Origin of the sequence: Chitinophaga sp. 180180018-3 (genome assembly GCF_037893185.1) — a bacterium.
GTDB lineage: Bacteria > Bacteroidota > Bacteroidia > Chitinophagales > Chitinophagaceae > Chitinophaga.
This window is the reverse complement of sequence record NZ_CP140772.1, coordinates 4268895-4290303: the sequence shown is the minus strand read 5'-3', so window position 1 is coordinate 4290303 and position 21409 is coordinate 4268895. Positions and strand designations below refer to the sequence as shown.

The 21409-nt window shown below is 45.3% G+C and carries 18 protein-coding genes; 9 read left to right on the top strand and 9 right to left on the bottom strand.

All coding sequences use genetic code 11. The features are described from left to right. Positions 1-6: 6 nt before the first annotated feature. Entirely contained in the window at positions 7-1053 is a 1047-nt protein-coding gene (locus UNH61_RS16840; protein WP_326993138.1) for a glycoside hydrolase family 43 protein, read from the top strand. After that, the gene (gene hisD / locus UNH61_RS16835) at positions 1050-2339 is read left to right on the top strand and encodes a histidinol dehydrogenase (protein ID WP_326993137.1); all 1290 of its coding nucleotides are present in this window, start codon (positions 1050-1052) and stop codon (positions 2337-2339) included. The genes UNH61_RS16840 and hisD overlap by 4 nt, the downstream gene beginning before the upstream one ends. Here the strand turns inward: hisD and UNH61_RS16830 are convergent. Then, positions 2323-3186: an AraC family transcriptional regulator gene (locus tag UNH61_RS16830; RefSeq protein WP_326993136.1), complete on the bottom strand. Its 864-nt coding sequence runs from the start codon at positions 3184-3186 to the stop codon at positions 2323-2325. The two genes, hisD and UNH61_RS16830, sit on opposite strands and share 17 nt — an antisense overlap. Before the next feature lie 196 nt (positions 3187-3382). Between UNH61_RS16830 and UNH61_RS16825 the strand changes: the two genes are divergently transcribed. Beyond that, positions 3383-5068 (top strand): DUF4091 domain-containing protein, encoded by a 1686-nt coding sequence (locus UNH61_RS16825; RefSeq protein WP_326993135.1) that lies wholly within the window; start codon positions 3383-3385, stop codon positions 5066-5068. Between the two features lie 99 nt (positions 5069-5167). On the opposite strand, the gene UNH61_RS16820 is transcribed toward UNH61_RS16825, so the two are convergent. Next, positions 5168-5371, bottom strand: coding sequence for a helix-turn-helix transcriptional regulator (locus tag UNH61_RS16820; protein WP_326993134.1), 204 nt, complete (start codon positions 5369-5371; stop codon positions 5168-5170). Positions 5372-5927: 556 nt separating this feature from the next. On the opposite strand from UNH61_RS16820, the gene UNH61_RS16815 reads away from it, so the two are divergent. Both UNH61_RS16815 and UNH61_RS16810 read left to right on the top strand, forming a co-directional pair. Beyond that, positions 5928-6791, top strand: coding sequence for an NAD(P)H-binding protein (locus UNH61_RS16815; protein ID WP_326993133.1), 864 nt, complete (start codon positions 5928-5930; stop codon positions 6789-6791). 5 nt (positions 6792-6796) lie between these two features. After that, complete coding sequence (locus UNH61_RS16810; RefSeq protein ID WP_326993132.1) at positions 6797-7726, top strand: helix-turn-helix transcriptional regulator; 930 nt, start codon at positions 6797-6799, stop codon at positions 7724-7726. A gap of 75 nt (positions 7727-7801) precedes the next feature. On the opposite strand, the gene UNH61_RS16805 is transcribed toward UNH61_RS16810, so the two are convergent. From UNH61_RS16805 to UNH61_RS16780, 6 genes are all read right to left on the bottom strand, one after another. Continuing rightward, positions 7802-8566 carry an ABC transporter permease gene (locus UNH61_RS16805; RefSeq protein WP_326993131.1) on the bottom strand — a complete coding sequence of 255 codons (765 nt, stop codon included), beginning with the start codon at positions 8564-8566 and terminating at the stop codon, positions 7802-7804. Next, a complete protein-coding gene (locus tag UNH61_RS16800) occupies positions 8567-9328 on the bottom strand; it encodes an ATP-binding cassette domain-containing protein (RefSeq protein ID WP_326993130.1) in 762 nt (253 codons plus the stop codon). A gap of 11 nt (positions 9329-9339) precedes the next feature. Further along, entirely contained in the window at positions 9340-10266 is a 927-nt protein-coding gene (locus tag UNH61_RS16795; RefSeq protein WP_326993129.1) for a pentapeptide repeat-containing protein, read from the bottom strand. A 269-nt stretch (positions 10267-10535) separates the two neighbouring features. After that, complete coding sequence (locus UNH61_RS16790; protein WP_326993128.1) at positions 10536-11714, bottom strand: hypothetical protein; 1179 nt, start codon at positions 11712-11714, stop codon at positions 10536-10538. Between the two features lie 239 nt (positions 11715-11953). Further along, complete coding sequence (locus UNH61_RS16785) at positions 11954-12484, bottom strand: GNAT family N-acetyltransferase (protein ID WP_326993127.1); 531 nt, start codon at positions 12482-12484, stop codon at positions 11954-11956. Positions 12485-12553: 69 nt separating this feature from the next. Then, complete coding sequence (locus UNH61_RS16780) at positions 12554-13687, bottom strand: glycoside hydrolase family 43 protein (protein WP_326993126.1); 1134 nt, start codon at positions 13685-13687, stop codon at positions 12554-12556. Positions 13688-14148: 461 nt separating this feature from the next. Here UNH61_RS16780 and UNH61_RS16775 point away from each other — a divergent pair, with 461 nt between their 5' ends. The 4 genes from UNH61_RS16775 to UNH61_RS16760 all read left to right on the top strand — a co-directional run bounded on the left by UNH61_RS16775 (position 14149) and on the right by UNH61_RS16760 (position 20800). Next, a complete protein-coding gene (locus tag UNH61_RS16775) occupies positions 14149-15474 on the top strand; it encodes a TolC family protein (protein ID WP_326993125.1) in 1326 nt (441 codons plus the stop codon). 19 nt (positions 15475-15493) lie between these two features. Continuing rightward, positions 15494-16600, top strand: coding sequence for an efflux RND transporter periplasmic adaptor subunit (locus UNH61_RS16770; RefSeq protein ID WP_326993124.1), 1107 nt, complete (start codon positions 15494-15496; stop codon positions 16598-16600). Positions 16601-16688: 88 nt separating this feature from the next. Then, positions 16689-19883 (top strand): CusA/CzcA family heavy metal efflux RND transporter, encoded by a 3195-nt coding sequence (locus UNH61_RS16765; protein ID WP_326993123.1) that lies wholly within the window; start codon positions 16689-16691, stop codon positions 19881-19883. Positions 19884-20053: 170 nt separating this feature from the next. Next, positions 20054-20800, top strand: coding sequence for a hypothetical protein (locus UNH61_RS16760; protein WP_326993122.1), 747 nt, complete (start codon positions 20054-20056; stop codon positions 20798-20800). Between the two features lie 90 nt (positions 20801-20890). Here the strand turns inward: UNH61_RS16760 and UNH61_RS16755 are convergent, their stop codons facing one another. Next, complete coding sequence (locus UNH61_RS16755; protein ID WP_326993121.1) at positions 20891-21394, bottom strand: DinB family protein; 504 nt, start codon at positions 21392-21394, stop codon at positions 20891-20893. Positions 21395-21409 lie beyond the last annotated feature (15 nt).

The following is a 21409-nucleotide window of genomic DNA, read 5'->3' as shown; positions in this document are numbered from 1 at the left end:
TTCGTTATGAAAAAAATAATTTGTTTATCTATTGTTATTGTACATGTTGCCTGCTCCGGAAGTAGCACTAACACTATTGTAACGCCACCGCAGCAAAAAGACACTACGTTTGTTAATCCACTGCTCAGCAGCGGCGCTGATCCCTGGGTATACCAAAAAGATGGCAGCTACTATTTTATGAGCACCTCGGGTAATAATATTACTATTCGCAAAACTGCGGCCATGTCTGAATTGGGGCAATCATCCCCGGTGGTGGTGTGGATGCCCCCGGCTGCGGGGCCTAATGCAAGGAACATCTGGGCGCCGGAATTACACTACCTGCAAGGTAAATGGTACCTGTATTATACCGCAGGATCATCATCGGACCTGGCTACGCAACGTTGCTTTGTACTGGAAAATACCAATCAGGATCCTTTGCAGGGGCAGTGGATAGATAAGGGCAAAATAGGTGATCCGGCGGCTGGTTTTTTCTCCATTGATGGCACCGTCATGGAATACAAGGGAAAAAATTATTTTATCTGGAGCGGGCAAATTTCCGGTACAGATATTACGCAACGGATCTATATCGCTGAAATGGAAAACCCCTGGACGCTGAGAACGGCGAGGATACAGATTTCTATGCCACAATACGAATGGGAAAAACATGGCAGTCCGGTAAATGAGGGCCCGGAAATACTGCAAAATGCAAGTGGTCAGTTTTTTCTTATTTATTCTGCCAGCAGTTGCGGAACCGATGATTATGCGCTGGGTATGTTGCAGCTGAAGAAAGATGGCGACCCGCTGGATCCTGCCAACTGGACCAAGGCAAAGGAACCGGTGTTTACCAAGAGCATCGATCATCATGTATATGGCCCTGGTCACAATGGTTTTTTTATATCGAAAGATGGTAAAGAAAACTGGATCATTTATCATGCTAATCCGCAAAGTGGCCAGGGATGCGGTGGTGCGCGCTGTCCATGTATGCAGCGGTTTACCTGGAATGCAGATGGAACCCCGCAGTTCGGAGTGCCGGCGGACCCTTATTATAAACTCACTAAACCATCGGGAGAATGACGCAGTATTTGAAACGGGGATGCAGTGAATCAGCTATAAAAGCGGCTGATGCTTATGTAAAGGAAACCGTGCGGCAAATGATTGCTGACATTGAACAACATGGTGATGACGCTGTCAGGAAATATGCCGCATCGCTGGATAACTGGGCGCCTGCTACATTTCGGCTTACAGGTGGACAAATAAAAGAAATTGTAGATAGTATTCCGGAGCAGGTATGCCGTGATATTCTGTTCGCACAAAAACAGATTCGTTTCTTTGCTGAGCAGCAACGGGCTTCAATTCTTGATATAGAAGTAGAAACGTTACCCGGGGTGTTTCTGGGGCATAAAAACATCCCGGTAAATAGTGCAGGCTGTTACATTCCGGGGGGCCGGTATCCGATGGTAGCCTCTTCGCATATGAGCATCCTCACGGCTAAGGTAGCAGGTGTGAAGCGGGTGATTGCCTGTACACCACCTGTTAACGGACGAATTCCTGCAGCAACCGTATATGCCATGCATGCTGCGGGCGCCGATGAGATCTACATTTTGGGAGGAGTACAGGCTTTGTGTGCGATGGCAATGGGTACGGCCACTATCCCCGCTGTGGATATGATTGTTGGGCCGGGTAATGCTTATGTGGCTGAAGCGAAGCGACAGCTGTATGGCAGAGTAGGGATCGATTTGTTGGCGGGTCCTACAGAAATACTGGTCATTGCTGATGAAACAGCAGATGCAGAAATGGTGGCCTGCGATCTGCTGGGGCAGGCGGAACATGGGCTGGGATCGCCCGGCGCACTGATCACTACTTCTGAAAAACTGGCGAAGGAAACGCTGGCCGAAATCGAAAGACAATTACAAGTGTTGCCTACAGCGGATATTGCAAGGGTGGCCTGGGAGAATAACGGCATGGTGATACTGGTGAAAGACGAGGCAACTGCTATCCGGGAGGCAGATGCGCTGGCATATGAGCATGTGGAAGTACTGACGAAAAACCCTCAGGTATTCCTGGATAAGATGACGAACTACGGTGCTTTATTTCTCGGCCCGGAAACCAATGTTGCTTATGGGGATAAAGTAATAGGGACCAATCATACATTGCCTACGCGGCAGGCAGCAAAATATACCGGCGGCTTGTGGGTAGGTAAATTTCTCCGGAATTGTACGTATCAACATTGCACGCCCGAAGCCAGCGTGCTGATAGGCGAATATGCGATGCGCCTGTGTGAGCTGGAAGGCTTTGCCGGCCACCGGGAACAGGCCGCGCTGAGAGTGCGGCGCTATGGAGGGATCACTGGTACGCCCTGAGGTATTGCAGCGGAGTTTTCCTGGTGATGATTTTGAATTGCCGGTTGAAATTGGAGAGATTGTTAAAGCCGCAGGTATACCCTACCTGTGATATGGAGATATTATTTTCTATCAGAAGCTTGCAGGCATACCCGATGCGCACCTCCAGCAGAAATTGCCAGTAGGTTTTCAGGGTACGTGATTTAAAGTACCTGCAAAATGAATTGGGGCTTATATTGGCGGCCGCCGCTACTTCTTTGAGGGTGATTTTATTTTGGAAGTTGTTGAAAGTATAAGTGTAGATTTTATTGATATTATCTGTGCTGATACTATTGTAGGAGTTGACAAATCCAATGCTGGATAAAAGCGTATAGTCTTTTGAGTTAGCAATCATATCCAGCATAGATAAGAGGTATTCAATCCTTTGTACCTGCCCTGCTTTGAGGATAGCTTCCATCTTTTCGCCGGCGAGTTCGCGGGTACGGCCGGTTATTTTAAGGCCATGCCGTGCCTTTATCAGCAGCTCTTTCACATGTTTTAGTTCTGGTAATTCCAGGAAGCTGGTACCCCAGAAATCCTGCCTGAAATGGATAGCTATTGCTTCAATTTGCAGCCCGGGCAGTTCCTGGAAATAGATATCGTCGCTTCTCCACATGTGAGGGAGCGCTGTGCCGAGCAGAATCAGGTCGCCATCATTGAACCTCTCCATGCTGTCGCCCACAAGGCGTATACCACTGCCTTTCCTGATCAGCGTCAGCTCTATCTCGGGATGATAGTGCCAATGATTGTACAGATATGGATAAATATCTTCCCGGATACTAAAAGAGAAATTATGGTCTGTGTCTACTTTACGGAGTATCGGTTTCATACTGTGGAAATCTGAAATGAATCTAGTAACAATTTATGAATCATACAACATGATTTGCCAATATAGTATAAGAATGTGCCAATTGTTTGATTTTTAGATTTTCTATGAATCGTTTTCTTTGGATAAGAAACCTCGTGTGTGGCACCATCAAAACAAAGCTGGTATTGGCTGGAAGGAAAGTTATAAAACTATCAAAATGCTAAAACACATCATCATCGGAAGTTTCGTATGCCTGTTAACGTTAGTATCAGGCAAACAGGCCAATGGCATGGCAGCAGACACTACCTTTTCCTGCTGGCTGGAAACATCTCTGCACCGGGTATTCCCGCAATCGCCTCCCGGCAAACCTGCTTTGGCGCTACTGGCTGCACGCAACAGCAGAATTTCTTTTCAGGCCTGTTTCCGCAATAATACAACAAGGCCCTCGCAGCTGAGCTGCCGCCTGGAAGGAGCGGAGCAGCTGCAACCACGTATCCGGTACGCCGGCCTGGTGCCCATGCATCATTTTACACCCAATACTGCGCGGCAGGAACTGGATGGCACCGATTATCTTCCCGGCCTCGTGCCAGACCCGCTATGGCCCTTGTCGACGGTAGAAGCCAACCCTTTTGCCAGCCGGTCCTTCTGGATCACGCTGCAGATACCGGCGGATATATCGCCAGGTAAACATCTTTATAAAGTATATCTCACCTATGGTCAGGAAAAAAAGGAAGTGATACTACCATTGGAAATCACTGTCAGCAAACTGGTGGTAAAACCCCGTCGCGATTTCCCCGTAACGCATTGGTGGAGAGGAGAAGCTACCTGGGACTATTATAAAACAGGTATGTTCGACGAACGCTGGTGGAGCCTCACTAAAGCACAGTTGGAAGACATGCTGGATCACGGTTCCGATGTGGTATATGTACCTGTTTTTTTTGACAGAAGGGAAACATTCAAACGTCCCTGCCAGCTGCTTACTGTAGATGAAATATCGCCCGGTACATATCGATTCGATTGGGCCATGGTAAAGCGTTTTGTGGATATGTGCAAAGCCATCGGCTTTAAAAAATTTGAATGGTCACATTTGTGGATCTATTGGGGCGTTAAGAATCCCATGCGTATATACACGAAAAAAGATGATCATTACGATATGTTGTGGCCACCGGATATCAGTGCCACTTCGCCCGTTTACATCCATTTTCTGCAACAATTTCTTCCGGAGTTTCATCATTTTCTGGAGCAGGAGAAAATACTAACGGATTCTTATTTTCATTTATCAGATGAGCCCGGCAGTGCCGAGCATGTAGAAAACTACCGGCGGGCAAGACAGATACTACGAGACCTGGCGCCCTGGATGAAGGTGATGGATGCTCTCAGTGATATAGCCTATGGCCGTCAGGGGCTGACGGATATTCCTGTGCCATTGATAGATGCTGCACAGGCTTATATCAATGAAAAAATACCGCATTGGGTATATTTCTGCTGTGGTCCGCAGGGGCCGTGGTTAAATCGTTTCTTTGATACACCATTGCCCAAAGTACGCATGTCGGGCTGGCTGTTTTACAAACTCCAGGCAAAAGGTTTTTTACATTGGGGCTTTAATTACTGGCATAAGATAGAAAAAGAAGAAACCCTGGATCCCTTTACTGACGGCAGTGCCGCCGCGTATCCCGGCATTCCTTACGGCGATCCCTTTGAGATTTATCCCGGTCCCGATGGCCCTATCGATTCCATCCGCTGGGAAGTATTTGCTGAATCATTACAGGACTACGCCATTTTGCAAACTGCCGGTATTGATCCTGATGATAAGCTACTCACGGATATTCATAGTTATGCCGACTTTCCCAAAAGTGAAGAATGGCTTAATGCCGCTTTACTAAAAGTACTAAGCCGGAAATAGGTATTTAAAAGTGGCACGCCATGCAAAAAGCCTTCGGAAGAAGGCTTCTTTGTTTTATAGCCTCTCACTGCAATTCTTTCTCAGGAAAAGACGATATACTCAAAAATCATTTTCTTCAAGTTTGAATATATCATCCACGGTGCATTGAAAAAACCTGGCGATTTTCAAAGCAAGCAATGTAGACGGAATGAATTTTCCAATTTCAATTGAATTGATAGTCTGCCGCGACACGTTCACTTTCTCTGCCAAATCAGCCTGGGTAAGGTTTTTCTTTGCACGCTCGACTTTTATCGAATTAGTCATTTTGAGTTAATTATCTGAAAGAATAAAACCGGATGTAGTAAATTATCAGGGAAAGAGAAAAGACTAATATCATGAAGTGATTGACCTCTGTTATGAGATTTGAACTTAGCATCTTAAAAGCATAAGTTAAAATGAATGAAATATAAAGCGACGATGTTTTCAAGCTTAACGATCTTTCATCTTCTTGTTTCCCGGGAGCTGTAAATAACAGGAAGAGCCCCAGTAACAGCGTCATGTCCTTATGCATATCAAACAGAAGAATAGGTATGGCAATAAGGATACAAAGGATACCTACATATTTCTGGAAAATAAACAGCCTGGTAAGGCTTTTTGATTTTGTAAACATGGTGTTAGGTTTAGTTTTCATAAAGTTATGTAAACTTTTCAAAAAGACAAGTATATTTTACATTCTAGATAAAAAGATTGACTTAGACGCACCAGCGTTAAAAGACCATCTTCCTAAAAACAACCATACATTTTCATACAATCTTCTGAGATCTGAACACTTTTACGCAGGCATTACGGCGGACCTTTGAGTGCATTAAACGTTTAAAAAATGAAAATTGTACTTACCGGCTCTCTCGGAAACATCAGTAAACCACTCGCAGAAATATTGGTGAACGAGGGGCATCAGGTCACCCTCATTAGTTCAGATCCCGGCAAACAGGTGCAGATACAGGCTATGGGCGCTGAACCCGCTATTGGCAACATTCAGAATCCGTCTTTCCTTATTAAAACCTTTACAGGAGCTGATGTTGTTTATTGTATGAACCCGTTGGATTTCACCGCAAAGGATCTGGAGGCGTGGGATCGCAATATGGATAATTATGTGCAGGCAATAAGGGAAACAGGGGTAAAGCGTGTAATCGTGCTTTCCGGGTGGGTAGCGCATCTGCTGGATACTGTACAGCCGGAGAAAAAGTTTGAGACACTTGGGGAGGTATCTGTTACCTTTGTGCGACCGGGACCTTTCTATAGTAATTTCTATCATCTTAAAGATATGATCCGGTACCAGCGTATGATTATATCCAATTATGGTGGAGATGATATAGTGGCTTTTGTGGCCCCTGAAGACATTGCCGCCGCCATTGCGGAAGACGTCAATATGCCGGCAGTCGCAGGCCTGAAGGTGTTATACGTGGTCAGCGAGGAACTAACCTGTACACGGGCTGCGCAAATTATAGGAGAGGCTATTGGCATACCAGACCTCCAATGGATAGCAGTTCCCGGAGCACAAATAAAACAAGCGCTGGAAGCCAGTGGCGTATCTCCTGCAGTAGCCGGATTACTGGTAGAAATGCAGGAAAATATGCATAATGGAAAAGCCCAGCGGGATTACCGTCTTAACAAACCTGTATCAGGAAAACGAAAGCTGCAGGACTTTGCCAGGGAGTACGCTACCTGGTATCATCAAAACTAAATATTATGGCCGGAAACCTTCCGTTGAGAGTAAAAGGCATACAGGAGCTGTTACGGCTGAAAGGTTTGCCTGATGCAAAGCATCCGCTTATCAGTGTGCTCAATATTGCTGAATTAAAGGAGTTGCCTGAGCATGTAAATATAGTGGGGGCTGCTGATTTCTATTTTATAGGTATGAGCAGGTTCACGCAGTATTGTTTGAAAATGAATTATGGGCAGCAGGAATATGATTTTGATAAAGGGATGATGAATTTTATTGCACCCGGGCAGGTTGTTAGTTTTATTGCCGATCAGGTGGAAGGAGTGAATAGGTCTGGATGGATGCTGCTGCTCCATCCGGACTTTCTCTGGAAACATCCTCTTGCGTTGAAAATAAGGCAGTATGAGTTCTTTGATTATAAAGTGAATGAAGCCTTATTCCTTTCTGACAGTGAAGAGCAGACTATCAGTGGGTTATTCAGGAATATTGAACAGGAATATAGTGCGAACATTGATAAATTCAGCCAGGGGATTATTATTTCCCTTATCGAATCCTTGCTGGGATATGCAGAGCGTTTTTACCAGCGGCAATTCATTACCCGTGAAATTACCCACCACGGTATCCTGAGCCAGCTGGAGGCATTGCTGGAAAAGGCATTTACACAGGAAGCGCTGGAAGAGCACGGAATACCTACGGTAAAGGATATATCCGGTCAGCTGAATATTTCTCCTAATTATCTGAGTAGTTTGCTCAAAACGCTTACTGGTAACAGCACGCAGCAGCATATACAGGAGAAGATTATAGAGAAGGCGAAAGAGAGACTGATCATGACAGATTTAACCGTCAATGAAATCGCTTTTGAACTGGGATTCGAATATCCGCAGTCGTTCTCTAAATTATTCAGGACAAAGACGAATATTTCGCCATTAGAGTTCAGGAAGTCGGGCAGGTGCTAACGTTTAAAACCTGTGCCTGGCACAGGTTTATCAGCGTGGCGTTTGGCCAGCAGCCATTTTGAAAATGATCCGTTATCACCGGTTTCTATACACGCTCATCGCAAATGCATAAGCCACGAGCATAATCCCGATGCTCCATGCGAGCGCAAGCCAGATGTTGTTGCCAACAGGCTGGCCAGACAGTAATGCACGTATGGCTTCTACGAATGAGGTCACCGGCTGATTTTCGGCAAAAGCCCGAACGTCTGATGGCATCGACTTCGTGGGCACAAATGCTGAGCTGAGTAATGGCAGGAAGTGAATCGGATAAGCGATCACACTTGCGCCATCTATTGTTTTTGCAGATAATCCGGCAATCGCTGCCACCCATGTCAGGGACAGAGTAAACATGCCGATGATACCGGCCACGGCTAACCACGACAATACCCCTGCAGAAGAACGGAAGCCCATTATGAGTGCTATGAGCACGATGACGGTAAGCGAAATGGCGTTAGATACCAAAGCAGTCAGCACATGCCCCCACAGCGCGGCAGAGCGCGCAATAGGCATAGAATTGAAACGCTCGAATATGCCCCGTTGTACATCCTGGAACAAGCGGTAAGAGACGTAGCCTATGCTATTTGCAACGGCAATCAGCAGTATCCCAGGCAACAGATAATTCACATAGTTATCGGTGCCGGTTTGAATGGCGCCACCAAACACATACACGAACAACAGCATCATGGCGATGGGCATGATGGTGACCGTGATGATGGTGTCCAGGCTGCGGAAAACATGGCGCAGGGAACGTCCAAGCATAACGCTTACATCCGTGAAGAAATAGTTTTTTACCGTTTCCATTTAGTTTGCTGTTTTGTTGTTAATAATTGTAAGAAATATCTCTTCCAGCGTGGGCTGTTTTTCAATGTATTCTACCTGTGCGGGCGGGAATAATTTTTTCAGCTCAGGAAGTGTGCCGCTCACGATGATTTTACCCTTATGAAGAATGGCAATTCTATCGGCGAGCTGTTCAGCTTCCTCCAGATACTGAGTGGTCAGGAATACGGTTGTTCCACTACCTGAAAGCTCCTTCACAATTTTCCAAACCTCAATCCGGGCCTCGGGGTCCAGTCCGGCGGTTGGCTCGTCGAGGAAAATAAGCTGCGAGTTTCCGACAAGGCTCATGGCAATATCGAGCCTGCGGCGCATGCCGCCTGAATAAGTAGCAGCCCTGCGATTGGCGGCATCGGCGAGGCCGAAGCGGTTCAGCAGATCATTCGCAATCTTGCGCGGATTTTTGAGATGCCGCAGCCGGGCAATCATGACCAGGTTTTCCCAGCCGGTCAATATTTCATCTACCGCGGCAAACTGCCCGGTCAGGCTGATAGATTGCCGCACGTTGCCGGGATTAGACATCACATCGAATCCGTTTACGGTGACGGTTCCACCATCCTGTTTAAGCAGTGTGGTGAGAATTTTGACAATCGTTGTCTTGCCCGCACCATTAGATCCGAGCAGGGCAAAAATGCTACCCTTTGCCACCTCGAAATCTACGCCCTTCAGGACATGGAGCTGCCTATAGGACTTTTGCAGTCCTTTCACTTGAATGGAGTTGTTTTGCATATGCTTACTTTTTATATAACTGTAACCTTCGACAGGTCGATGACCCCTAACCCTTTAAGTACAACATAGGTTAGCTTGTCCATCGTTGCTCCGTCAAAGCAGATGGTTTTCATGGCCAGAAATGCTTTGTTTGTCAGCGAGAAAGGCGGGGTAAATGATACGTTTCTGAATGTTGCGCCCCTGAATGAAACGTCGTTCAGTGCAGACTTATCAAACTTAACATCGATGAAACTCTGCCCGTCGAAGCGGATTCCCCGCAGATCGCAGTACGTGAAATCAGTGCCGTTGAAGGTACAGTTCTCAAAGATTGTTTTTCTCAGGTCGGTCTTGATTATTTTGACATCAATCAGCTTTACATCCCTGAATTTCGCGCCTTGTCCAGACATACTCAGGGAAGTACGCACCAGGATGGAGTTACAGAAGCTGGCTTCCGAAAGCTCCGTGACGGAAAAGTGGCAGTCGGTCAGGTTGGCATCGTCAAAATTGGTCTGGCGTGCATCGATGACCTCAAACAGACTACCGGTCAGATCTGCGCCGGCGAAATTAGCTCCGCGTAGCTGGCTTGCCTTGAACTTGCCATTGTGGAGAATGACGCCGGCAAAGTCGCTGTCCTGCAGATTGGCTGCAGTAAGGTTGATCTCTATCTGACGGCCGGAGCGAGGGAGAGGAGCAGCCTCCTGCATTGGTTGTTTCGCGAGGGATTCAAGGGGCGGCATTTCACTGACGGCAGATGCGCCGTTTTCCGAAAAATAGTTAAGATCAACGCCCAGAATGTCGGCAAGACGGTTAAAGGTGGTAATATCCGGCATAGATTCTCCACGTTCCCATTTCCCAACTGCCTGGGCGCTAATAAACAGCTGTTGGGCAAGTTGCGCCTGAGACATATTTACTGCCTTTCGTGCTTTGGCAATTTTGCCCCCGATTATCTTAGTATCCATACTTTTATTTTTTATTTTTTCGACACTGTAAAGATATTCTGTTTCCTTGCTGGAATCAGCAAAAACGAGGCTCCTATTAGTTGTAATTACGCTACTTGTAGTTGTTATTTAGCAACTGGAGGTAATAAATGGGGGATTATTCAGTTGTTTGTCATCTTTCTGTTCAAAAGATAGCAGGGAAGAGCCGGGAACATAAGGTCAGAAAGAAAAAAGTATTGGCGGGGTCTGCCAGTATTGTGGTTATGGGTAGCCGGCTCCTGTTATTGCGTTTATTCAGCTTTAGCTATCAATGACTGCACGGTAGCATTAAAATTCTCCTTTGTAATACCGGTTATCCTGGTTAAAGCCCGAAAATAGTTTTCATTCCCGCTTTCGGCCTTCCCGCAGCATAATAATTCCATGACTTTCGGAAACCCTTTTTCCTTTTCGATCATTTTTACGATTAACGCATTTATCATGAAATCGGCATTCAAAGGAGGCTGATTGGCCGCTGAAAAATTAAAAGACTCATTATACAGGTTCAGCCAATTGGCATCCGGATGAATGGACGCGTAATGCCTGATGGTATCCAGGATAGCGGGCCATGAAATACCCCAGCTGCCGCCATATAAGTAGGCACATCCTTCATCCACAGGACGGTTGATCTGATCAACCGCAACTGTGCTATGCAATCTGTCGTGCCACAGGTCATGAATATCCACTTCATTAAACCCGTTATTATTACGGGATCCCGCAACACATATGCTCTTATCTTTATGAAAAGCAGACAAAGAGTTGTAAGCAATGCCATTATAATCTTTCTTATACTGTACACCAACAAGCTCCTGCGCCTCTCCGAAATTATCGCAGCAATAAAACTCCATGGTACGACCGGAAATTCCCAGTTTCTCATCGAATTTTTTTACTACTTGTACATAGGAGTTTGCCTGCGCTTCGTTTATCCGATCTTTGTAATGAAAGACAATATTACCGCTCTTTTTAACTTTCCATGACTTTGTGATTTGTTCCAACGGCGAGTAAAAGTAATAACGGCCACCAGACTTTTGAGCGAGAAGGTGGAAGCTCCCTCTCAATAGAGAAGTGCTGTCATGTACGCCTATATAGGAAAGTTGAATAGAGAAAAGGCCGTCTTGTTGAGCAATTAAATTGTTCAAATAGCAGCGGTAAAAATTATCGTTCTTATAATTAGTACTTTTTTCGATGTCTTTCATTTCATCAAGTAAAGCAGCAGTTTCCAGTGCATGTGCCGGCGCTACCAGGGTGTTACTATCAACTGGTTTGTTTTTGTTTGACAGAAACTCATTGAGGTCTCTCAAAAGTTGTGCGTTCGCAGCAGTATCCAAAACAGGCACCCTGATACCCGGCAGTACCAGCATACTGGTTTGTTGACATTGAGCAAATGGCAGAGATAGGAAGAAAAACACCGGGAAAAGCCATGCATATCGCATATTGATAATTTTTAAGGATAAACCAGGGGTGGATTTATTCATTTGTGAGAACACTTTACCTGCTACATACTTATCATCTGTTCAGTCATCGCTGATTCAGAACGGATTAGACAAACCGGGTTTTACACAGCATTCAGCAGGTTGCAAACATAAATGATTCTGTGTAACATTGGTGAGTAGTATTTTATCCTGATAAGTATTTATTATCCGTTCAGACACTATCAAAGTTTGATCCGTCATCAGATATTCATTTTAACCATGAGATGTTCATCAAGCAGGGTACCGTTTTTGATGATAGCTTTTATTTTGATGGCCTCCAGGTGGAACCCGCTTTTCTGCAACACTTTTTTGGAGGCTTCATTATAAGCAAACACTCCTGCATAGATACGATGAATGTTTAGCTCCCTGAAGGCGTATTCCGTGAGCAATGATACAGCTTCCGTCATAACGCCTTTGCCATGATACGGAATGCCCAGCCAGTAACCGATTTCAGCGGAATGGCGGTAAATGTCGTCCTGAGGTGTGAGTGTGATGACACCGGCAATTTCATCTTCTACATAAATACCCCACACATAATTCAGTTTCCCCTGTTGAATGAGGGCAAGAAAGTTTTCCGCATCCTTCAGTGAGTAAGGCGAAGGAAAGCTATCGCGGAGATTGGCTGCAATAGCAGGGTGGTTGGCTAATGCGGCCATATCTTTAAGATCGCGGTGTTCAATGGCTTTCAGCGTAACGCCATGTTTTCCCGTAAGTGTGATAATAGATTTCATGCCGTAAAAATACGGCATCTCCCGATGTACGCTGGTGTAAAAAAATTACATTCTTTACAGCGCGGGCTGCTATTTACTTCCGGGAGCTGCCTGTGGTGCTGTAGTGGGGCCGGCTACCGTGAGCGTACCATCTTTGAGTATCTTCATCCGGTCAATAAAAACAACGCGGTCTTCTCCTGTAGCCAACGTACGGGCATGGTATACACAAAACATTTCTTTCCCGTCCGGAGAATAAGTAACACTGTTATGCCCGGTTCCGGTTACCACACCGCCTTTGCCGGTGTTTTGCTGCAACACGGGATTATTGGCCGCCTTGGTAAAAGGGCCCAGTGGGCTTTTGGAAGTGGCATATCCTACCGCGTAGTTTCTGCCACCGAAATAATTAGCGGAATACATCATATAATAGGTGTCGCCTTTTTTAAAGATGACGGAACCTTCCGTCCACCGGCGGTTGACTTCTTTTGACGTAACCGAGCGGCTTTCCCATTCCGCCTGTTTATCGCTCATTTTTACCGGAGGGCGTAAGAGCAGCACGGGTTCTCCTATTACACCACTGAAATCAGGTTTCAGCTCAATGCCGTACACCCAACTTTCTTCTATGGTATCAAACCAGTTTTTTTGTCTGGCCCAGGCGGCTATTTCACTTTCTACCGGGTGCTTATAGCAGCACCGGGAGTAATAGAGGTAAATGCGGCCGCTTTTATCGAAGAGTACATTGGCATCGATGACAGGATAGCCGGGATCAAAGATGGGCTTGTTGGCCAGGTCGATGAATGGTCCGGTGGGGCTGTCTGCAACTGCCACGCCTATACGAAAATTCTCTGTTTCTTTATTAGGATTCTCTTTCCATTGTGCGCTGTAGAACATGTAGAACTTTCCGTGGTGTTCGTATACTTCCGGTGCCCAGTAGGCTCCGTTCCAGGCGGCAGTGGAATCGCTCCAGCCGTTCCGGTTGCCCGCATAAAATACCTGGCCTTCTTTTTCCCAGTTCATCAGGTCGGCGGAGGAATAAGCGGAGAACCCGTTTTTGGCGCCGGCGCCGGTTCCGTACATGTAATATTGATGGCCTTTTACATGCAATACATATGGATCGCCAAAGGCTACCGGCAAGGGATTGTGGAAGGTTTTTGCGGACTGTGCAAAAAGGTTGAGCGTGAGCGTTAATAGAGAGGATGCTACGGAAATTTTTATTGCCGGGTTCATGGTTTGATGTTATATGAAGACAAATATAACAGACGGAAGTTATAAATGGAAGAGGTTGGGCTATTTCAATGGAAAGACGATTGATCATACAGCGAATAACGTTAGGATTCTTTATCTGCATAATGCTATTCTCCATCAAAAATTAATATCAGTAAAACATCTTACTTTACCATTATTACCGTATATTTATTATAAGACCATGTGCTGTAGGTAACCTATTAATACAATGGCTGGCTAGCAAAATATCATAGCAGACCTTATTGCAAAGGCACTTTTTTAATGCGGCTTTAATCTCAGCGAAATTTTTTTAGAAAGGATATAAACCCGCTATTGTATTGAGTGTATGCGTTATAGATACAATGAGAACAGTGTTTGTTACGGGCGGATTAGAACATTCTAATTTGCCCTGTATATTCATTTCTGTAATTTAACGCCGTAAATGTTACGCTAACATATCTTCTATGCAATTTAAAAAAATGTTGCGTTTGAGCCTCGGCTTTTGCCTAAGTGTCATCGGAGTGAATGCTCAACAGAATAATCCCTTGCCGGCAGTTGATACGCTACATCTAACACTGGATAGTGCCGAAAATCTTTTTCTGAGAAATAATCTCTTATTACTGGCACAACGATATAACGTTGATGTTCAAAAGGCGTTAATCATTCAGGCCCGGCTTTATCCCAATCCCAGTTTTTCTTTTGCCACTGCAATAGCTGGTCATGATCCGAATGCAGACCCGGTGCAAAAAAACAAATGGTTTCCCTCTCCCTTTTCTACTTCCGGTGAGGCATCTACCAGTATCAGCCAGGAAATACTTATTGCAGGTAAGAGGAATAAATCCATTAAACTCGCAAAATCTAATACAAGGCTGGCAGAATATCAGCTGTACGATCTCATTCGAACACTGAAGTATACACTGAGAACGGACTTTTTTACAATTTACTATCTGCAGCAAAGTGCCAAAGTTTATAAAGATGAGATAGACGGACTACAGGTGGTGGTAGACGGATATAACAATCTGGTGAAGGAAGGGAAGGCCTGGGTTTCAGAGAAGGAAATTCTAAGGGTTAAGGCGCTGTTATACAGCCTCCAGAGTGAATATCAGGATCTGATAGACCAGATCAACGATACGCAGAGCGAGTTGAAATTGGTGCTGCAGGCGAGAAACCTGACCTATCTTGTGCCTGAGGTAGATACTAACCTGGTGGCATCTTCCAATCCCTTAAAATATCCATTGGGGGTACTCATCGATACTGCTTACAACCGGCGTACAGATCTCAGGATTGCACAAACCAATACAGATATCAGTAAGTTGAATTATGGCTATCAGAAAGCATTGGCCGTTCCTGACCCTTCACTTAGCGTGAACTACGATAAGCAGGGTAGTTATATACATGATCTGTTCATGGGCGGTATTGCTATCAATTTGCCCTTCTTCAACCGGAATCAGGGGAATATTAAGTCGGCGAAGTTTGCTATTAAGATGAATGAAGCAGCAGAACAAAGCGTACAGAAAACTGTTGATGAAAATGTTTACCGTGCGCTGCAACAATCAATAGACGCAGATAAATTATATCAGAAAATAGACCCCAGTTTCAAAAGCGACTATAGCCGTTTGATTCATGCCGCACTGGAAGCTTACAAGAAACGAACGATCGGACTATTGGACTTTCTGGATTTCTATGATTCTTATAAACAAAATACACTCCAGGTAAACGGAATACAACTTAATAAATTGAACGCTTTGGAAAGTATCAACTTCTATACCGGCTTCAGTTTTTTTAATTAAATAAAGACAGGCTACTCCCATGCAAGCAGTATTAAAAATACGCAATCTGTTACAGTTGTTGCTGGTTATAATGATGGCGACCCTGGTCGCCTGTGGCAACAACGATGAAAAAAAGAGTGATGAACGGGCAGGTTATGTGATACCTGACTCTATCATGAAACGGTTGAAGATAGATACCGTTAGAATGACCCCGATTACTGATGCCATCACACTTACGGGGATGGTGGATTTTAACCAGGATAACCAGGTGAACATATTCCCGCTGGTTAGCGGTATGGTACAGAATGTGACCGTGCAGCTGGGCGATGTGGTAAAGCAGGGACAGGCATTAGCCACTGTAAGGAGCAGTGAGATGGCGGGTTACGAGAATAATATGATTGTTGCAGAAACCACTGTTAAAAGTACCCAGAAGCAATTGGAAGCCACAAAAGACCTTTTTAAAAGCGGATTATCCTCTCAGCTGGAACTTGTCAACGCGCAAACGGCCTACGATCAGGCACTGGCGCAGTTACAGATGGCGCAGCGTGTGCTGAAGATAAACGGAAATAACCGGCAGGGGATTTACGAGGTGAAATCGCCTATCAATGGGTTTATCGTTCAAAAAAATATTACCAACAATACCATGATTCGTACAGATAATGGTACTAACATGTTTACCATCTCTGATCTTAAGAATGTATGGATACAGGCAAATGTGTATGAATCCAATATCAGCCGGGTACATGTGGGGGATGAAGTAAATGTAACGACGCTTTCTTACCCCGATAAAGTATTTAAAGGGAAGGTCGATAAAATGCTGAATGTGCTTGATCCGTCGAGCAAAGTAATGAAGGTGCGTGTGGTGCTTCCTAACCCGGAATATCTGCTGAAGCCACAGATGTTTGCCAGTGTAAATGTGCTCAATCCTTTGGGAAAAGAAGCGCTCACAGTTTCTTCACATGCACTGATGTTTGATCATAGCCAATACTATGTACTGATATATAACAGTAATAAGGATGTTAGAATAACACCGGTACAGGTGTTGGGCTCCAATGGTGATCAGACCTACATTTCGGCCGGTTTAAAAGAAGGCGATAAAGTGATTGCTTACGATGTCATCCTCATTTATCAGGCGTTGAACAGTTAGTAATAAAGAGAGGAGAGTGCCAGCAACTGCACTATAGAACTGCATTGCTGCGGTACAAATAGCTCTTAGAATCTTTTAATATAAGAAAATGACTAAGATATTAAGAAGGCTTATCGGCTTTTCGATCAAGAATAAATACTTCGTTCTGTTCATTACTTTCTTGCTGATCATCACAGGGGTGGTTACTTTCATCAATATGCCCATCGAAGCATTCCCGGATGTGACCAATACGGAGATAACAATTATCACCCAATGGCCCGGTCGCAGTGCGGAAGAAGTAGAGAAGTTCGTAACGATCCCCATAGAAATAGCGATGAACCCGGTACAGAAAAAGATAAGCCTGCGTTCAACCACTATCTTCGGCCTTTCTTTCATTAAGTTAATTTTTGATGATGGCGTCAAGGACATGGAAGCGCGACAACAGGTCATGAACCTGTTGCCGAATGCTACCCTGCCCGGTGGTGTGCAGCCTGCCGTGCAGCCACCTACCGGCCCTACCGGCGAAATTTACCGGTATACACTAACCAGCACTTTCAGGGATGTAAGGGAACTCAAAACCATGCAGGATTGGGTAATAGACCGTCAGTTAAGGAGTGTGCCAGGCATTGCGGATATCAATAGCTTCGGCGGAAAAACCAAAGCGTATGAAATCAAAGTAGACCCGGGAAAACTGGCGAATATTGGTCTTACACCGCTGGATGTTTTTGGTGCAGTACAGAACACGAATATCAATGTTGGGGGCGACATGATCTTTCAGAATAACCAGGCCTTTGTGGTAAGAGGTATCGGATTACTGAATGATATTGAGGAGATCAAGAATATTGTTATACAGAATAATAATGGTGTGCCGCTCCTGGTAAAGGATGTAGCCACGGTGGATATATCCAATATACCGCGACTGGGTTGGGTTGGAAGAAGTGACCGGATTACTGACAAAGATGGAAAAAGCCATGTAACAGACCAGGGCGATGTGGTGGAAGCCATTGTGGTGATGCGTAAAGGAGAAAATCCCTCGGAGGTAGTAAAGAAGCTGAAAGAAAAAATCGACTACCTGAACAGTTCCGTGCTGCCGGCCGACACTAAGATAGTTCCCTACTATGATCGGGCCGACCTGATAGAATATGCCACACATACCGTTTTACACAACCTGATAGAAGGTATTGTGCTGGTGATTATCCTGATTTCGCTTTTCCTGTTCGACTGGCGGGCCACTTTCATTGTGGCGGTTATTATCCCGATATCCCTGTTGTTTGCGTTTATATGTCTTCATATAATGGGTATGAGCGCCAACCTGCTTTCTCTGGGTGCTGTTGACTTCGGGATAATACTAGACGGTACGATTGTGATGGTGGAAGGGATTTTCGTCGTCTTGGACCACAAGGCTAAGGAGATGGGGATGGAGCGGTTTAATAAATTCAGTAAGCTGGGCCTGATCAGAAAAAATGCGGCGGAAATCGGAAAGCGCCCCTTCTACCTGAACGTGATTATTATCACCGCGCTGTTACCCATATTTGCCTTCCAGAAAGTAGAAGGTAAGATGTTCTCTCCCCTGGCTAATACGCTGAGCTTTGCGCTGCTGGGTTCTCTGATTACCACCCTCACGCTGGTGCCGGTGATGATCAGTATGCTGATGCGTAAAAACGTGAGGGAAAAGCATAACCCTATTGTACATCATATGATGGGATTCATGCTGATGGGCTTCATTAAAGCGTTTAAGCGAAAGGAAATAGTGGTGATCTCAGCTCTTATTGTAATGGTGGTGGGTATATATTCCTTCAAATTCCTCGGATCGGAATTTCTGCCTGAGCTGAATGAGGGAAGTATCTGGATCCGTATCCAGGCCAACTATAGCATAGACCTGAATAAGTCTGTTCAAATTTCAAAACAGGCCAGGGATATTCTCATGCAGTACCCGCAGGTGAAGTATTGTGTGTCCCAGACCGGGCGCCCCGATGATGGAACGGATGTAACCGGATATTATAATAATGAGTTCGATGTGCTGATGTATCCCGAGTCGCAATGGAACCCTAAAATCAGTAAGGAAGAGCTGATTACTCAGATGAATAAATCGCTGTCGGTGATTCCTGGCGTCAATCTTAACTTTTCCCAGCCAATTATGGATAATGTGGAAGAAGCGGTTTCGGGTGTAAAGGGAAGTATTGTATTGAAGATATATGGTGATTCGCTGAATTACATGGAAGGCAAGATGACCGAGTATTTTAATGTGCTGAAAAAAGTAAGAGGGATAGAAGATTTAGGGATCATGCATAATATAGGCCAGCCGGAACTGGATATTAATCTCAGTCAGCAGAAGATGGCATTATATGGCGTTGCGGCAGCCCAGGCCAATGCGGTTATCAGTATGGCGATGACGGGATTGGGAACAGGAGGTACGCCAGCCAGCCAGTTGTATGAAGGTATTAAGATATTCGACATCCGGGTACGCCTCCCGGAAGAGTTCCGGAAAACGCCCGCGCAGATAGGGGAGTTGCTGGTGCCTACACAGAATGGCAGTAAAGTGCCGATTAAGGAAATCGCTACCATTACCCAGAAAACAGGGCCGGCGCTGATTTTCAGAGATGGTAACCGGCGGTATGCGGCTTTGAAATTCTCTATCAGAGGTCGTGATATGGGTAGCACCATAGCCGAAGCAATGGAGAAAGTGAAAGAAAAGGTGCATTTAGACCGCGGCTATTCGATGGCTTTCCAGGGCGATTTTGAAAACCAGCAGCGAGCCCAGAAACGCCTGGCGCTGGTAGTGCCTATCAGTCTTGCTTTGATATTCCTGTTGCTGATAAGTATGTTCGGTAATTTCAAAGATGCGATCCTGGTATTTACGAATGTGCCGTTTGCATTGGTCGGAGGTATTTTAGCGTTACATATCACCGGTACCAACTTCAGTATCTCTGCCGGTATTGGCTTTATTGCGTTGTTCGGTATTTGTATCCAGGATGGTATTATCCTTATAACGCGATTTAAGGAGAATCTGATAAGTATGCGAGGGGATAATCTGCTCTATAATTCCATTAAACTGGGTGTGAATACGAGAATAAGACCTGTGATGATGACGGCCTTAATGGCGGCCATAGGCCTCTTCCCGGCTGCCATATCCCACGGTATAGGCTCAGAGAGTTCGAGGCCGTTGGCGAGGGTGGTAATTGGAGGTATCCTTTGCGCGATGTTATTCTCCCTATGGGTATTCCCACTTATATTCGGATGGGCGTACAGGAAGATAGATAAGCAGCCTTACAGCGGGCCGGCAGGAGAGGGAGGCCAGGCCTGATTAAGAAAATAACAACACCCTTACTTATAGACCTGATCAAAGGAGCAGCCATGCCGGTTGCTCCTTTGATTTTTTCAGGCAGATGGAAAAACGGTAGTAATTCTCTAATATTGCACCTCCGGAGACAGTCAGGCCCCCCGGACGATTGCTGTACTATAATCCCTGAAAAAATGAAACTATATTCGAAATCACTGGTAGCATTACTATTTTTGCTCGGCCTTTATATACGAGTTGATGCCAATGGCCTTTCAGATACCACAGGTGTATTAATTATCAATAGCGAAGACGTAGTACCTGAGGGCACAAAGAAAATTGGTAAAGTAAAAGTAACTGACGGTGGTTTTAAGTCAGACTGCGGATATGAGCGTACACTGGAACAGGCCAAAGAAAAAGCTGTAAAAGTAGGAGGAAATGTTGTTAAAATTACAGAACTAAAATTGCCCGATGGGTTCAGCACCTGTTATCGTTTGTTCGGAGAAATTTACTACTGCCCTGATATTCCTGGATTGATCGCTGAAAAAGCCCGTTTGGCCGATTCCCTCACAAGAACATTGCTTCCGGATACTGCTTCTTACGCCTTGCTATATTTATATCGTCCTCTATCTGATGTGGCAACCGCCATTTCATATAATGTGAAACTGAATGATTCTGTTATATGCCGTATGAAGAAAAACTCCAGACAGCTTATCAGAGTTTATAGAAAAGGCCTCTCCAGGATATCTGCACGGACGGAATCCAGTGATGAGGTGATATTAAATATTCAACCCGGAAAAGCCTATTTTGTGAATTGTTCGATAGGTATTGGTGGCTTTATTGGCCGGCCTAAACTCGATACAGTTGACGTCAATATTGGGTTACGGGAATTTAATTTGGTTAAAGACAGGAAGATGGAAGTGAATGCAGACGCGGCATATTGATAGTCTTATAACCTTTTCAGACGATATACCAAAAAAGCGATTTTTGCCGGCAGTGGTTTTCAATAAAGTGCCACTGCCGGCAGCCTGTAATCAGATTTTTACACTGTTGCTGATCACTTCTTCTGAAGTAAGCCCGAATATTGGCGGTGTGGGTATGCCCAGCATACCAAGGTAGGTATAAATCTGTGCGCGGTGATGTATTTCATGTTCTATCATAGCCCGCAACCATTTCCACGTGGCTATTTTAGCATTGCCGGGTGTCAGACATTCGCGCTGCAGATCTTCGTCCCGCAGGCTGCTGAAGATCTCCATCGACTGCCGGTGCATTTCGTTGAACCAGGCCACGATATTGTCGCATCCTTCAGCAAGATCTTTGCCGCAGCCCTGGTAGGCGCTGGGTCTGCCGGCAATGGTTTCGCCGTACATATAGCGTTCGATGGCTGCAATGTGCCTCACCTGATCACCAAGAGTGAATTTGCCAGGCTTGTATGTCCATTCTACCTGGTCGGGCGGTATAGCCTGTATTACTTTGCCGGTACGTTTCCGGATTTTTCCGTAATAGTCCAGGAATGAGCTAACAGTGATGGTTTCCATATGTTGATGGTATAA

What these genes read in the sequence shown, in the direction of transcription:
- UNH61_RS16820 (WP_326993134.1), bottom strand. Translation starts at nt 5,371, where the DNA reads ATGACTAATTCGATAAAAGTCGAGCGTGCAAAGAAAAACCTTACCCAG.
- UNH61_RS16805 (WP_326993131.1), bottom strand. Translation starts at nt 8,566, where the DNA reads ATGGAAACGGTAAAAAACTATTTCTTCACGGATGTAAGCGTTATGCTT.
- UNH61_RS16800 (WP_326993130.1), bottom strand. Translation starts at nt 9,328, where the DNA reads ATGCAAAACAACTCCATTCAAGTGAAAGGACTGCAAAAGTCCTATAGG.
- UNH61_RS16775 (WP_326993125.1), top strand. Translation starts at nt 14,149, where the DNA reads ATGCAATTTAAAAAAATGTTGCGTTTGAGCCTCGGCTTTTGCCTAAGT.
- hisD (WP_326993137.1), top strand. Translation starts at nt 1,050, where the DNA reads ATGACGCAGTATTTGAAACGGGGATGCAGTGAATCAGCTATAAAAGCG.
- UNH61_RS16785 (WP_326993127.1), bottom strand. Translation starts at nt 12,484, where the DNA reads ATGAAATCTATTATCACACTTACGGGAAAACATGGCGTTACGCTGAAA.
- UNH61_RS16795 (WP_326993129.1), bottom strand. Translation starts at nt 10,266, where the DNA reads ATGGATACTAAGATAATCGGGGGCAAAATTGCCAAAGCACGAAAGGCA.
- UNH61_RS16830 (WP_326993136.1), bottom strand. Translation starts at nt 3,186, where the DNA reads ATGAAACCGATACTCCGTAAAGTAGACACAGACCATAATTTCTCTTTT.
- UNH61_RS16815 (WP_326993133.1), top strand. Translation starts at nt 5,928, where the DNA reads ATGAAAATTGTACTTACCGGCTCTCTCGGAAACATCAGTAAACCACTC.
- UNH61_RS16760 (WP_326993122.1), top strand. Translation starts at nt 20,054, where the DNA reads ATGAAACTATATTCGAAATCACTGGTAGCATTACTATTTTTGCTCGGC.
- UNH61_RS16765 (WP_326993123.1), top strand. Translation starts at nt 16,689, where the DNA reads ATGACTAAGATATTAAGAAGGCTTATCGGCTTTTCGATCAAGAATAAA.
- UNH61_RS16770 (WP_326993124.1), top strand. Translation starts at nt 15,494, where the DNA reads ATGCAAGCAGTATTAAAAATACGCAATCTGTTACAGTTGTTGCTGGTT.
- UNH61_RS16825 (WP_326993135.1), top strand. Translation starts at nt 3,383, where the DNA reads ATGCTAAAACACATCATCATCGGAAGTTTCGTATGCCTGTTAACGTTA.
- UNH61_RS16810 (WP_326993132.1), top strand. Translation starts at nt 6,797, where the DNA reads ATGGCCGGAAACCTTCCGTTGAGAGTAAAAGGCATACAGGAGCTGTTA.
- UNH61_RS16790 (WP_326993128.1), bottom strand. Translation starts at nt 11,714, where the DNA reads ATGCGATATGCATGGCTTTTCCCGGTGTTTTTCTTCCTATCTCTGCCA.
- UNH61_RS16840 (WP_326993138.1), top strand. Translation starts at nt 7, where the DNA reads ATGAAAAAAATAATTTGTTTATCTATTGTTATTGTACATGTTGCCTGC.
- UNH61_RS16780 (WP_326993126.1), bottom strand. Translation starts at nt 13,687, where the DNA reads ATGAACCCGGCAATAAAAATTTCCGTAGCATCCTCTCTATTAACGCTC.
- UNH61_RS16755 (WP_326993121.1), bottom strand. Translation starts at nt 21,394, where the DNA reads ATGGAAACCATCACTGTTAGCTCATTCCTGGACTATTACGGAAAAATC.